Source organism: Pseudomonas sp. FSL L8-0168 (assembly GCF_037976155.1).
GTDB lineage: Bacteria > Pseudomonadota > Gammaproteobacteria > Pseudomonadales > Pseudomonadaceae > Aquipseudomonas > Aquipseudomonas paracarnis.
Genome location: NZ_CP150262.1, coordinates 395260 through 408898 on the forward strand (window position 1 = coordinate 395260; position 13639 = coordinate 408898).

Consider the following 13639-nt stretch of genomic DNA (forward strand, 5'->3'; position numbering starts at 1 on the left):
CCCCATCAGAGAAAGATTGTCGCGCACAGGCGCGCAACATCGGGCCGCCCAGGAAGTGAGCGGCATCGCGGAACGGGAGTATCAAGAGGGGAATGTGAAAACTTTGTGAGTTTTCTGTAGGTATTGCCTTACAACGCGTTCGGCCCGGCTTTCAGCACAGGGCTGGCTTGGCATCCGACGGTTGATCGAGCTGGGCTTGAAGGTGCAAGCGCAGGCGCAGGACTTCCTGTTGCAACTGATCGCGCTCGTCTTTCAACTGGCGCAGTTCATCGCGACGGAGGGTGACGTAGAGGGTCTGTGGCGGACGGGTCATCTGTGCTGTGCTCATTGCTTACCTCGCAAATAGCCGGTAGATCGCGGTGCCAAAACAGGTTTTTGGCAACAGTCGGAAGCAAGTTTGAATTCTTTTTCGCAGCAAGGGAACTTTTTTATTTTTGGCGGTCGTGTGACTTTTGCCGGGGTGATGGTGAAACGATGGCCACTTTTTTGTCATGAAACTACACGGATCCGCTCTGGACTAACCCTCATTAGCCTCATTGCGCTATAAACTATGTCACACATTTTTTAGAAGTTAGGAGCATCAGCACATGCAACTGGGGATTATCGGACTAGGCCGCATGGGCGGTAACATTGCGCGGCGCCTGATGCTCAATGGGCATACCACCGTTGTATACGACCGTAACGAAGCCTTCGTCAAAGCCTTGAGCGAGGAGGGCGCCACCGGCGTCGCCGACTTGAAAGCGCTGGTGGCCGGCCTGCAAAAGCCCCGTGCTGTCTGGGTCATGTTGCCGGCGGGCGCGCCCACCGAAGACACCATCAACGCACTGAGCGAACTGCTGGAAGACGGCGATGTGATCATCGACGGCGGCAACACCAACTACAAGGACGACGTGCGTCGCGGCAAAGCCCTGGCTGAAAAGGGCCTGCACTATGTAGACGTGGGCACCTCGGGCGGCGTCTGGGGCCTGGAACGTGGCTACTGCATGATGATCGGTGGTGACACCGAGACCGTGAATCGCCTCGACCCGATCTTCAAAAGCCTGGCGCCGGGCCTGGGTAACATCCCGCGCACCAAGGACCGTTCGGCCTCTGCCGACCCACGTGCCGAGCAGGGCTACATTCACGCCGGCCCAGCGGGTTCGGGGCACTTCGTCAAGATGATCCACAACGGCATCGAGTACGGGATGATGCAGGCGTTTGCCGAAGGTTTTGACATCCTCAAGACCAAGAACTCGGAAAACCTGCCGGAAGACCAGCGCTTTGACCTCAACGTCGGCGACATCGCCGAAGTCTGGCGTCGTGGCAGCGTGGTGTCGTCCTGGTTGCTGGACCTGACCGCCGATGCCCTGGCCACCGACCCCAAACTTGACGGCTACTCGGGCTCTGTGGCCGACAGCGGTGAAGGTCGTTGGACCATCGAAGCAGCCATGGAGCAGGCGGTGCCGGTTCCGGTGTTGTCGACCTCGCTGTTCGCGCGTTTCCGTTCCCGCCAGCAGAGCACCTACGGTGACAAAATGCTGTCTGCCATGCGCTTCGGCTTTGGTGGCCATGTGGAGACTTCCAAAAAATGACCGTCAACGGCAAGAAACCCAAGGCCGAACCTGCTCCACCCACCACATTGTTTCTGTTTGGCGCCCATGGCGACCTGGTCAAGCGCCTGCTCATGCCGGCGCTGTACAACCTGAGCCGCGATGGGTTGCTGGGCGATGGCCTGCGTATTGTCGGCGTTGATCACAACGCCATCAGCGACGCGGACTTTGCCAAGAAACTTGAGGACTTCATTCGTACCGAAGCCTCCAGCAAGGTCAGGGGCAATGCCGAGAACGCCCTCGACCCCGCGTTGTGGGCACAATTGGCCAAGGGCATCAGCTACGTCGAGGGCGATTTCCTCGACGACAGCACCTATGCCGATATCGCCAGCAAGATCGCTGACAGCGGCACCGCCAATGCGGTGTTCTACCTGGCCACCGCTCCGCGCTTTTTCAGTGAAGTGGTGCAGCGCCTGGGCAGCGCTGGCTTGTTGAATGAAACGGACGATGGCTTTCGGCGCGTGGTGATCGAGAAGCCGTTCGGCTCCGACCTGGCCACCGCCGAGGCGCTCAACGCCTGCCTGCTCAAGGTGATGAGCGAGAAGCAGATCTACCGCATCGACCATTACCTGGGCAAGGAGACGGTGCAGAACATCCTGGTCAGCCGTTTCTCCAACGTGCTGTTCGAAGCGTTCTGGAACAACCACTACATCGATCACGTGCAAATCACTGCCGCTGAAACCGTCGGCGTTGAAACCCGGGGCAACTTCTTCGAGAAGACCGGCACACTGCGGGACATGGTGCCCAACCACCTATTCCAGCTGCTGGCGATGGTCGCCATGGAACCGCCGGCCGCCTTTGGTGCCGATGCGGTGCGGGGTGAGAAGGCCAAAGTGGTCGGTGCCATCCGCCCCTGGTCGCTGGAAGATGCGCGGGCCAACTCCGTGCGCGGCCAATACACCGCCGGAGAAATCGCCGGCAAGCCATTACCCGGCTATCGCGAAGAAGCCAACGTCGCGCCGGACAGCAGCACCGAGACGTTCGTCGCGCTCAAAGTGATGATTGATAACTGGCGTTGGGTCGGTGTGCCGTTTTACCTGCGTACCGGCAAGCGCATGAGCATCCGTGACACCGAGATCGTGATCTGCTTCAAGCAGGCGCCTTATGCGCAATTTCGCGATACCGAAGTCGATGAGCTCAAGCCCACTTACCTTAAGATCCAGATCCAGCCGAACGAAGGCATGTGGTTCGACCTGCTGGCCAAGCAGCCTGGGCCGACCCTGGAAATGGCCAATATCGAATTGGGCTTTGACTACAAGGACTTCTTCGAGATGCAACCGTCGACGGGTTACGAAACCCTGATCTACGACTGCATGACCGGCGACCAGACCTTGTTCCAGCGTGCCGACAACATCGAGAACGGTTGGCGTGCGGTGCAGCCGTTCCTGGATGCATGGAAGGAAGATGACGGTATCCAGGCTTACAAGGCTGGTGAGGATGGCCCAGCAGCGGCCGATGCCTTGCTGGCCCGCGATGGCCGCGCTTGGCATAGCCTCGGATGAGTGACGCGACGATTCAACCCATCCGGTTTGTCCTCAGTGATGTGGACGGGACGCTATTGCATCCCGACCACAGCCTCAGCCAACGCACCGCCGATGCCATTCGCGCCATGCGCGAGGCCGGGGTGCTTTTCAGCCTGGCCAGCGGGCGTCCGCCCAAAGCCATGCGGCATTTGATCGAGACCTTTGGCATCGATGTGCCGGTGGCTGGCTTTAATGGCGGTACGTTGGTCAACCCGGATGGCAGCATCCTGGTTGCTCACCATCTGCCGGCGGAAGCGGCGCTGATCACCCTGGCGCTGTTTTCGGCCGAGCCGGACGTGGAAGTCTGGGTGTTTGCCGATGGCGACTGGCTGCGCCGTGATCCGCCCGGGCCCATGGTGCAGCGCGAAGCCGACGGCTTGGGCTATGGGCCGGTGGTGGTGGAGAGTTTCGAGCCTTACCTGGACCGGGTCGACAAGATCGTCGCCGCCAGCAACAACACCCAGTTGCTGGTGGAGCTGGAGGCGCAATTGCAGCCGAAAGTGCAGGGGTTGGCCCAGGTATCGCGCTCGCAGCCGGTGTATCTGGACGTGACCGCGATGCTGGCCAACAAAGGCGAAGCCTTGAAAACCCTGGCCGAGCACCTGGGCGTGCCGCTTGCGCAAACGGCTGCGATTGGTGACGGTGGCAATGACCCGGCGATGTTTCATGTGGCGGGATTGTCGATTGCCATGGGCCAGGCCGAAGAAACCGTCAAGCGCCAGGCCAATGTGGTGACCGGCAGCAATGTCGAGGACGGCGCTGCCGAGGCGTTCGAACGGTTTATTCTCGCGGCACGCTAAGTAACTGACGTTTTAGTGCGCAACTTCCAGCCGATGTTTGGCGTTGGCTGGAAGTTGCCGCATTGCATTACTTCGGCATTGCCCAGGACTGCAACTGGTGGCCATCTTTATCGAGCTCGGCGCGGGCCTGTAACAACAGGTTTTCAAGTTGAGCCGGGTCGGTATACGCAGTGCAGGACAGCTGTTTGCTGCCAATGCGGGTGTTGGTACGGTCGATGACGCTCAGGCTGAGGGCGCCGACGCCATCGTGCCAGGCCACGCACTGAAAGGGCTGGAAAGCACGGTCTGCAATCAAAAGAGCTTCGTTGATGCGCAGCGGAGCGTTCATTTGGGTCTTCTCTCTGTATGCCCATTCAAGTGAGTACCGGCGGTTGGGCTGACCGTGCGGTGGGTTACTTGTACTGATGCACGATGGTGGCGTGCGGGTCACATGCTAGGGCAAGAAAATTTAACTTTTCCTGATTGACGTCATGTAAGCGGCTGTTTTGAAAGCGCCATAAGCGTTTCACTGACGAGCAACTTTCGGCGTGCTACGAAACAAGCATGGCTTTTTGCCCGCACTTATAGCGAAAGGGTACAAGGAAAGCGTCAAGATCTTGCTAGGGTTACCAACGGTCGCCACAAACTGTTGTTTCTAAATAACTTTAACAATCTTGGCGCCAAGGAATAGTCATGATTGCGACACCCGCCCAACGCCGCTTATTGGTGGTCGACCCCTGTGACGATTGCCACGGGTTATTACCCGGTTTACGCACCGCCGGCTGGGAAGTAGACAGCTGTGCCTTGGAGGCGGTGGGGGAGCGCTCCTGCGATGTGGGCCTGCTGCGCTTGCAGCGGGATCACCTGGAGCGCCCCGAAGCGGTCAAGGAGTTGATTGGTCGCAGCGGCACCGAGTGGATCGCCGTGCTCAGCCAGGATGTACTGCGTTTGCAGAACGTAGGCGATTTTGTCTGCGAATGGTTTTTCGACTTCCATACCTTACCCTTCGATGTGTCCCGGGTACAGGTGACCCTGGGTCGCGCGTTCGGCATGGCACGCCTGCGTGGCAAGGGCTACGCGCCGGTGGATGAGCCTCATGAATTGCTGGGCGAGAGCCGCCCCATTCGTGAGCTGCGCAAATTGTTGTCCAAGTTGGCGCCGACTGAATCCCCGGTGTTGATCCGCGGTGACAGTGGCACGGGCAAAGAGTTGGTGGCCAAGACCCTGCACCGCCAATCCCAGCGGCATGCCAAGCCGTTTGTCGCGATCAATTGTGGCGCTATTCCTGAACACCTGATCCAGTCCGAGCTGTTCGGTCACGAAAAAGGCGCGTTTACCGGCGCCCATCAGCGCAAGATCGGGCGTATTGAAGCGGCCAACGGCGGCACCCTGTTCCTCGATGAAATCGGCGATCTGCCGATGGAGCTGCAAGCCAACTTGTTGCGCTTTCTTCAGGAAAAACACATCGAACGCGTTGGCGGCAGCCAGCCGATCCCGGTGGATGTACGGGTGTTGGCCGCCACTCACGTCAACCTTGAGGCTGCGGTAGAGAAGGGCGCCTTTCGCGAAGACTTGTATTACCGCCTGAATGTGCTGCAAGTGGTCACCGCGCCGTTGCGCGAACGCCATGGTGACGTGGCGATGCTGGCCAACCACTTTTCACGTTTTTACAGCCAGGAAACCGGACGGCGCCCGCGCAGTTTCAGCGAAGAGGCCTTGGTGGCGATGGGGCAACACCCGTGGCCGGGCAATGTGCGTGAACTGGCCAACCGCGTGCGGCGTGGCCTGGTACTGGCCGAAGGGCGGCAGATCGAAGCGGCTGACCTGGGGCTGCAAGGCCAGCAAGCCATGTCGGCGCCGATGGCGACATTGGAAGACTACAAACACCGCGCCGAACGTCAGGCGTTGTGCGATGTGCTCAACCGGCACAGCGACAACCTCAGTGTCGCGGCCCGTGTACTGGGGATTTCCCGGCCGACGTTCTACCGGTTGCTGCATAAACACCAGATCCGCTAGGGCGGGTAAACCCAATGTGGGAGCTGGCTTGCCTGCGAAAGCGGTAGTGCAGTCACAGATGCAGCAACTGATACACCGCCATCGCGGGCAAGCCCGCTCCCACAGGGGATTTGTGTCAGGCGCTGATTTTGTGGGCAATGCATGGCCAATGTGGGAGCTGGCTTGCCTGCGAAAGCGGTAGTGCAGTCACAGATGCAGCAACTGACACACCGCCATCGCGGGCAAGCCCGCTCCCACAGGGGATTTGTGTCAGGCGCTGATTCTGTGGGCAATACAGGGCCAATGTGGGAGCTGGCTTGCCTGCGAAAGCGGTAGTGCAGTCACAGATGCAGCAACTGACACACCGCCATCGCGGGCAAGCCCGCTCCCACAGGTGATCTGTGCCAGGCGCTGATTCTGTGGGCAATACAGGGCCAATGTGGGAGCTGGCTTGCCTGCGAAAGCGGTAGTGCAGTCACAGATGCAGCAACTGACACACCGCCATCGCGGGCAAGCCCGCTCCCACAGGGGATTTGTGCCAGGCGCTGATTCTGTGGGCAATACAGGGCCAATGTGGGAGCTGGCTTGCCTGCGATAGCGGTGGTTCAGTTAGAGATTCAGTGACTGACACTCCGCCTTCACGGGCAAGCCCGCTCCCACAGGTGATCTGTGCCAGGCGCTGATTCTGTGGGCAATACAGGGCCAATGTGGGAGCTGGCTTGCCTGCGAAAGCGGTAGTGCAGTCACAGATGCAGCAACTGACACACCGCCTTCGCGGGCAAGCTCGCTCCCACAGGGGATTTGTGTCAGGCGCTGATTTTGTGGGCAATGCATGGCCAATGTGGGAGCTGGCTTGCCTGCGAAAGCGGTAGTGCAGTCACAGATGCAGCAACTGACACACCGCCATCGCGGGCAAGCCCGCTCCCACAGGGGATTTGTGTCAGGCGCTGATTCTGTGGGCAATACAGGGCCAATGTGGGAGCTGGCTTGCCTGCGAAAGCGGTAGTGCAGTCACAGATTCAGTGACTGACACTCCGCCTTCGCGGGCAAGCCCGCTCCCACAGGTGATCTGTGCCAGGCGCTGATTCTGTGGGCAATACAGGGCCAATGTGGGAGCTGGCTTGCCTGCGAAAGCGGTAGTGCAGTCACAGATGCAGTGACTGACACTCCCCCTTCGCGGGCAAGCCCGCTCCCACAGGGGATTTGTGTCAGGCGCTGATTCTGTGGGCAATACAGGGCCCATGTGGGAGCTGGCTTGCCTGCGAAAGCGGGAGTGCAGTCACAGATGCAGTAACTGACACACCGCCCGCAGGCAAACCAATCAGAAGTAATACGGGAATTTCAGGCTGAACGTAAAGTCCGGCGCATCATCGGTCATCCCAATCGCCAGGTTCGGCACGATGGTCAGGTTATCCGAGGCGGCAATCGTCATGCCCACGTTGAAATAGCCGGCGTTGGCATCGCTGGACACCACTGATTGCCAGTCGCCGCCATCGGGCTTGAGCTTGCTCTTGCGCTGCACCAGGTCGGAAACCGAGAACGACATGCTCATCTTCTCGTTCAAGGCAAAGGCGACGCCGACCCCGAATTGGAAGCTGTCGCCCAGGCGTACCTTGCCTCCTACCTTCTGATTGACTTCGCTGCTGATGTCATCGAAAGAATCTTCAAAGTTGTGGGTGTACGACAACGAACCGAACAGCACGGCCGGGTCGAAGGTCTTGACCAGGGAGATGCCCGGCGTGACCGACCAGACCCCGTTACCCGTGGGCAGGCTTTCGGGCACGTAGAGGTTATCGTTGTTAGGTTGCTTGACCAGTTTGATGCCGAAGGGCTCTTTGCCCGTCGGGGCCTTGACGCGCACCGACACCACCGCATCGGGCAAGGTCGGGGTTTCGTCGAGGAACTTGTAGGCCACGCCAAAGTTGACATCGCCGATGGTCGGGTCACGGGTCACGGAACCTTCGGAGGTGGCCGTGGCGTCGTTGCCGGCGCCGCCCGACTGGTAGGTGGACTCGCGGTACACCACCGGCACGTTCAGGTCGAACTGCCAGCGGTTGTCGACGTTGTAGCGCCCGGTAAGGTCCAGGGTCCAGCTGTCGGACTTGATCCGGTCCAGGTTGATGTTGCCCAGGAAAATAGAGTCCAGCGCCAGGAAACCATTGAGCGTCAACTGGCGCGCGTCATAACGGGCATAGGTGATGCCGGTTTCCACGCTGAACTTGCCATTGCCGAAAAAGCCGCTGGCCTCGTTGTACAGGTTGCTCACACTTTGCGCAGGGGCCGAGTCGTCCTTGAGGGCCTGGCCGTAGGAGCTGCCACCCCCGCCAGCGCCACCGGATGCCGCGGCTGCGCCCGTACCGCTAGCCGCGACAGTGTTAGCGCCGTTCTTGAAGTCGGCCGGTGATTTGGCCAGGCGCCTGGGGGCGGGCGTTGCCGGTTGGTCCTCGACCTGGCGCACACGTTGCTCCAGCACGGCCAAGGCTTTTTGCTGCACGTCGTAGCGTTGCTTGAGTTCCAGCAGTTCCTTCTTCAGGGTTTCGATGTCAGCGTCTGGCGCGGCATACAGCACGGATGCGGGCAAGAGCGTACTCAAACAAACCACCGCACGTAGCGATAACGATCGATGCATGAAATAAGCCGTCCTTTTCTAATGCGTAAGTGTCGAGGGTCAGCGTAGTTCAATAACCGAGCGTGCGTAGGCCTTTGAGTTGATCCAGGTTGCAGTTCAACGCGGCGTTGTTCAGCCCGTTATTGTTCATCACCACGTTGATCTGGGTGATGTTTCTGACAAGGTTGCTATCGCCGGTCAATACCGTGCCCTGCAGCACGTTCCCCGCGCCGATCTGTTGCAGGCTGTTGCCCTGGTTGTGATTGGCCTGGATGGCCATCTGCACGCCGCCACTGTTGGCCGATACGCTGACACGGCCCGCGGCGCTGTCCCCGGTCACTGTACCGCCCGCCACCAGCACCTGGCCGGACTGCAGGTTATTGGCGGGGGTGACCCCATTTTCGACGTTGATGCCCACATTGTTGTAGGCGGCGTTGCCATCGCCGGCGGTGCGTACACTTTGGGTCACGCCCTGGCCGCTGCCGAGGCCGGCACCACCGACCACATTGCCGGTGCCCGTGTTGGGGCGCGTGCCGGTACCGGTCGAGCCGGTGGTTTGCACGTAGAACTGTGGGGTAATGGTGGTCTTGTCGATCTGCATGTTGGCCGTGCCGGTGATGTTGCTACCTTCGGCATTGGTCCAGGTGCTGCTCATGACAATGCCAAAGCTGATGATGCGTCCCGGCATCACATAACGGCCGCGCAGCTCGGCCATTTCGGCGTCCTTGAGTTCGATGGGCTTGAACCCCGAGGACGCATAAGCAGGCATTGAGGCGGCCAGACACAAGACCGTCAGCCAACGGGAAGTGTTCATCTGCTGCTCCTGGGGCGTCCTGCCCCTTATTGCGCTTCTAGAAGAAGTCGCTCTGGATAAAACCGAAATCCATCAGCTCGGCATCGCCCACAGGCCTGAACTCATTCATCTGGCTCTTGGCGGTCAGCGGCAGGGGCGGGTCGAGCAAGACGTTGGCCTTGTCGTAACCCTCACCCAGTACGGCGAAGACAATGCCATTCCAGCCTTTGACGAAATCGTCACGGGAATAGCGCTTGTGGCCCAATACGGGGTCGCCGATGTACACCCAGTCCTTGTCGGCCCGTTGCAACACCACGAAGTGCTTGTAGCCGCGAATTTCCAGCAGCACCACCACGGGGATTTTCACGGTCAGCAGGGTCTCAGGCGCGATCTTGTAGCCCCGGGCACGCATGCCGATGCTCTCGAGGTAGCGCTTCATGTCCAGCATGGAAAAGCCCTGGGTTCGCACCAGGTCCTGGTCGGCGGTGACCAGCATGCCTTTGATGATGTGTGCTTCGTCGACGTCCAGCCAATAGGCCTGGCGCAGGATGGTGGCGAGTGCTGCGGCACCGCAGCTGAAGTCGGTTTTCTGTTCCACCAGGTTGGCGAACCGGCGCTCGCGAATGCTCTCGACCTTCTTGAAAATCACCGCACCGCCGGGCATGGCGGAAATCGCCATGGTGCCTGCCCAGGTCGTGCCGGTGAGTAACATCAGGAGGGTGAGGGTCGCGATACGCATGATCGAATGACCTGTTGGACACTGGAATAAAAAAGGGCCTTGTCGCCAAGGCCCCGTTGGATCAGAAGCGCACGCCGCTGGCGCAGACGCTGCAACCTTGGCCGATCGACAGGCTGTTGCTGCCTTGGTTGCCCGCACCCGATTGCAGGTTGACACCTACGTTGCCGGAGTTGCGGTTAACCGAGTTGTCGAGGCTTGCGTTGTTGGACACGTATTGAGGCTTGCCATAACCATGGCTGCTGGCGGCCGTGTTCAGGTAGCTGTTGTTGAGCGAGTTCTGCTCGGTGTTGGACGCTGCTGCGATGTTCTTGCCGTCAGCGGTGGTGATGGCCAGGTTGTTTTTACCCTGGTTCCCCTGGCCGGCCTGGCCGTTGTAACCCACGTTGCCGGAGTTGCCGGTGATGGAGCCGTCCAGGGAGGCGTTGTTTTGCGTGCCTTTGTTGACGAAGTTGTTATGCGAGCTGCCTTGGTCGACATCGATCACGGCAAACACGGTGGCGAAGTCGCCTTTGGCGCTGGAAATGGCGCCGGCGTTGTCAGCCTGGTTGCCGGAACCTGATTGTGCGTTGACCCCGACATTACCGCTGTTGCTATTTACCGAGTTGTCGGCTGATGCGTTGTTCTCGGTGTTGGTGTCGTCGAATTTGTTGTGTTCGCTTTTCTGTACGTCAGTGACCACAGCGGCCACAGTACCGGTGGGTTGTGGGGTTGGATGCCAGCCACCCGCTTGAGCAGCAGCAGCCATGAGTGCGGCGAGAGCGAAAACCATTGGTTTCAGAGCCATTTGAGGTTTCATGGTGTTTCTCCTTGCTTCTAATTAGTTGGTTAAGTGTTGGTACGGTCTAACGAACGTCTACCAAGCGGTTACTTGATAGTGATGCCCAGGGTGTTAGCCACTCGGTTCCCCACCCCGGCACTCTGGTTCACCTGTGTCACTCCTCGGCTGCCGGTGAAGGCCTGGTCGCTGGTCACGACCTGGCGGCTGCCAGTGGTGGGGGTGAGCCCTGAGTCGGTTGCCAGCGTCGTCGTGTTCTGTTGCAACAGGACGCTGTCATCGATGCTCTGCGGGCCAGGGTTGAGGCTGATCCGCACAGCGTTGATGGATTGGTTATTAGCCCCGGCAGACTGGTTGATGCCCAGTACGCCGTTGCCACTGCTGAATGAGTTGCCCTGGATCGCGGCCTTGGCGTTCAGGGACGGGTCGACCTTGCCGTCGACGCGCTGGATGTCGACGTTGGTGGCCTGGCCACCGAGCGCGATGGCGCGGCTGTTGGACATTTGTTGCCCCGTGCCGGCGGCCTGGTTGATCGACAGCACGCCGTCGTATTGCTGGCCGCTGTGGTTGATCACGGCGGTGTTGTCGGCCATGGCCGAGGCGCTGCCCAGCAGGGCAAGCACCAACAGGGCGCGCTTCATCACTTGCCCCCCATCATGCTGCCGAGGTTGTTGAGCGGCGCCATGCCACGCTGGATCGAGTCGCTGATCTGCCCGCCCATGCTGCTGCCGCTGCCCGCACCATGGCCTGCCGCTGCGCCAGCGCCGAGTGTCGACATGCTGTTTTGGGTGGCGCCCAGGCCCGACAGGCTGCCGTTGGGCTGCAGGGAGCGGGCGAGGCTGGAGCCACTGCTGATGCCGCCGATATCCCTGTCGCTGAGTTCGCCGGTCAAAGCGTTGTTGATCTCTTTGCTGGGGTTGGCATTGGCGGTGTTGGGGTAGGGATCGGGCAGCGAGGTGCGCCCGTACATGTGGCCCTGCACCGTACGCCCGGTCACGATCACACCGTCACCCGCCTGGCTCGTCAGGCTGACACCTGCACTGAGCACGCAACTGATCAGCAGTACGTTTATCGACGAGGCGTGTGTGAGTGTGTTCACGGCGGCAGTCCTTATTCTTAACGCTGACCCTAAACAGCGTTGTCAGGGAAAGAGCAGAAGGCGTGCCGCTTTTTATTAGATGTGGTTATTCAAGGGGTTGGGAGAAAGTCGAGGCAAAGTGATGGCAACCCTGTTTCAGGGTTGAAACAGTCTCAAAGGCGTGAGATAGGCCCATGCTCATCTCACGCTGTCTCAGCCATGTAACACTGCCTGTGACAGAACCATGAATCCGCATACGGCGGGCGATGCAGGTGAGGGAGGTGTTTCAAAAATGGACACCTGCGGCCCAAACGTCCCGCTTCGTGCGAGCGGGCTCAGCCCTTGGGGGCTTTACGCGGAATGGAGTTGAGCACGGGGTTGCCGTCCTGGTTTTGGGTCAGGTACACCGGCAACACCTTGGGCAGGGAGGGCACGAGGTTGTTGACCTCATTGATGTTGTAGATACCGCCGACGCGAATCGCGCCGGTACTGGCGTCTGCGAGCATCACCGGCTTTTTCAGGTAGCGGTTGATCAGGGGCAAGGCGTCCGTGAGGGTCAGGTTGTCGAGCACCAGCTTGCCCTGGCGCCATGCCAGCGCGGTGTCATCGGGATTGATAGCGGCGACCTGCGGGGTCGCGTCACCCTGATGGAAACTGGCTTGCATGCCTGGGCTAAGCGGCACACTGGCATGCTCGCCGTCGCTGGAGATCTGCACCGAGCCCTCCAGTAACATCACCCGCACCTGATTTTCATATTCCCAGACATTGAATTGCGTGCCGGTCACTCGCACCTGGCCTTCGCCGGCCCGCACGATAAACGGGTGGTGGCTGTCGTGCGTGACGTTGAAGAACGCTTCGCCCTTTTTCAGGGTGACACGGCGCTGGTCCTTGTAATGGCTGTAGACCAACTCGGTGCCCAGGTTCAACTCCACTTGGCTGCCATCGCCCAGGGTGACTTTTTTCAAGCCATTGGCTGCTTCGAACCGTTCATAGGAGCTGGGCAACCAGCCCGCTTCCCAGCCGGTGAAGGCGGCAAGCGGCAATGCCGCCAGGCACACCGCTGCGGCCACCGCGTAGGTGCGCAAGCGGCTGGCTGGCTTCTTGATTGGGACCACCACCGCCTCAGGCTTGTCGCGGGGCAGGTGGTCGGCCACGTCCCAGATCTCGAGCATGGCTGCATATTCGAAGGCGTGCAGCGGATGGGCATCGTGCCACTGGGTAAAAGCCTGACGTTCGCCCGCCGTGCAATCTGCAGCATGCAGGCGCATGCACCAATGCGCGGCGGCGTCGGTGATGGCGTCATATTCGGTTTCTGAAAGGGGCTTTTCGCTCATTAACTCATCCTGATTTCCCACATTCTAACCTCCCAAGGTGGACGGCGAGAACTGCATCATGGCGATTGCACATCAATTGGAACTTATTCTTGTTTGTGTGCGCCTAAAAATTCAGGAATTAACCTGTCGTCCACTATGGAGTACGAAAATGTTGAAGAAAACCTTGATCGCCCTGTGTGCTACTTCCGCGCTGTTGAGCGCTGGCGCCGCCATGGCCGACAAGCCGGGTGCAGGCTGGATCACCATTGAGAAAGCCATCGAGGTGGCGAAAACCAAGGCCGGCTACATTGAGGTCTACGCCGCTGAAGCGGATGACAATGGCTATTGGGAAGTCAAAGGTCGCAAGTCCGATGGCATCGTGTATGAGGCGCGCATCGATGGCGCTTCCGGTAACGTGCTGCGTGACCAGAAAGACTGATGCACTCG

At 59.8% G+C, this 13639-nt stretch carries 14 protein-coding genes; 5 read left to right on the plus strand and 9 right to left on the minus strand.

Translation table 11 applies throughout. From position 1 onward, the window contains the following. Nucleotides 1-151: 151 nt before the first annotated feature. On the minus strand, nt 152-328 hold the full coding sequence (locus tag MHH62_RS01660) for a DUF6026 family protein (RefSeq protein WP_196492057.1): 177 nt from the start codon (nt 326-328) through the stop codon (nt 152-154). 259 nt (nt 329-587) lie between these two features. On the opposite strand from MHH62_RS01660, the gene gnd reads away from it, so the two are divergent. The 3 genes from gnd to MHH62_RS01675 are packed head-to-tail and all read left to right on the plus strand — an operon-like array spanning nt 588 to nt 3912. Next, complete coding sequence (gene gnd / locus MHH62_RS01665; RefSeq protein ID WP_019817573.1) at nt 588-1571, plus strand: phosphogluconate dehydrogenase (NAD(+)-dependent, decarboxylating); 984 nt, start codon at nt 588-590, stop codon at nt 1569-1571. Beyond that, the gene (zwf, locus tag MHH62_RS01670) at nt 1568-3091 is read left to right on the plus strand and encodes a glucose-6-phosphate dehydrogenase (RefSeq protein ID WP_019817572.1); all 1524 of its coding nucleotides are present in this window, start codon (nt 1568-1570) and stop codon (nt 3089-3091) included. Before gnd ends, zwf begins: the two co-directional genes overlap by 4 nt. After that, nucleotides 3088-3912 (plus strand): Cof-type HAD-IIB family hydrolase, encoded by an 825-nt coding sequence (locus MHH62_RS01675; protein WP_014718745.1) that lies wholly within the window; start codon nt 3088-3090, stop codon nt 3910-3912. The genes zwf and MHH62_RS01675 overlap by 4 nt, the downstream gene beginning before the upstream one ends. A gap of 67 nt (nt 3913-3979) precedes the next feature. Here the strand turns inward: MHH62_RS01675 and MHH62_RS01680 are convergent, their stop codons facing one another. Further along, nucleotides 3980-4240, minus strand: coding sequence for a hypothetical protein (locus tag MHH62_RS01680; RefSeq protein WP_014718744.1), 261 nt, complete (start codon nt 4238-4240; stop codon nt 3980-3982). A gap of 344 nt (nt 4241-4584) precedes the next feature. Between MHH62_RS01680 and MHH62_RS01685 the strand changes: the two genes are divergently transcribed. Further along, nucleotides 4585-5907, plus strand: coding sequence for a sigma-54 dependent transcriptional regulator (locus tag MHH62_RS01685; RefSeq protein WP_014718743.1), 1323 nt, complete (start codon nt 4585-4587; stop codon nt 5905-5907). A 1300-nt stretch (nt 5908-7207) separates the two neighbouring features. Here the strand turns inward: MHH62_RS01685 and MHH62_RS01690 are convergent. The 7 genes from MHH62_RS01690 to MHH62_RS01720 form a co-directional block, all read right to left on the minus strand. Further along, on the minus strand, nt 7208-8515 hold the full coding sequence (locus MHH62_RS01690; protein WP_014718742.1) for a hypothetical protein: 1308 nt from the start codon (nt 8513-8515) through the stop codon (nt 7208-7210). Nucleotides 8516-8564: 49 nt separating this feature from the next. Then, entirely contained in the window at nt 8565-9308 is a 744-nt protein-coding gene (locus tag MHH62_RS01695; RefSeq protein WP_014718741.1) for a hypothetical protein, read from the minus strand. 37 nt (nt 9309-9345) lie between these two features. After that, nucleotides 9346-10026 carry a C39 family peptidase gene (locus MHH62_RS01700; protein WP_020301091.1) on the minus strand — a complete coding sequence of 227 codons (681 nt, stop codon included), beginning with the start codon at nt 10024-10026 and terminating at the stop codon, nt 9346-9348. 61 nt (nt 10027-10087) lie between these two features. Then, nucleotides 10088-10822 carry a hypothetical protein gene (locus MHH62_RS01705; protein ID WP_003190893.1) on the minus strand — a complete coding sequence of 245 codons (735 nt, stop codon included), beginning with the start codon at nt 10820-10822 and terminating at the stop codon, nt 10088-10090. A gap of 68 nt (nt 10823-10890) precedes the next feature. Next, the gene (locus MHH62_RS01710; RefSeq protein WP_020301092.1) at nt 10891-11442 is read right to left on the minus strand and encodes a hypothetical protein; all 552 of its coding nucleotides are present in this window, start codon (nt 11440-11442) and stop codon (nt 10891-10893) included. Next, entirely contained in the window at nt 11442-11900 is a 459-nt protein-coding gene (locus MHH62_RS01715) for a hypothetical protein (protein ID WP_019817803.1), read from the minus strand. Before MHH62_RS01715 ends, MHH62_RS01710 begins: the two co-directional genes overlap by 1 nt. Nucleotides 11901-12214: 314 nt before the next feature. Continuing rightward, the gene (locus MHH62_RS01720) at nt 12215-13213 is read right to left on the minus strand and encodes a FecR family protein (protein ID WP_014718737.1); all 999 of its coding nucleotides are present in this window, start codon (nt 13211-13213) and stop codon (nt 12215-12217) included. A 148-nt stretch (nt 13214-13361) separates the two neighbouring features. Between MHH62_RS01720 and MHH62_RS01725 the strand changes: the two genes are divergently transcribed. After that, a complete protein-coding gene (locus tag MHH62_RS01725; RefSeq protein WP_014718736.1) occupies nt 13362-13631 on the plus strand; it encodes a PepSY domain-containing protein in 270 nt (89 codons plus the stop codon). Nucleotides 13632-13639 lie beyond the last annotated feature (8 nt).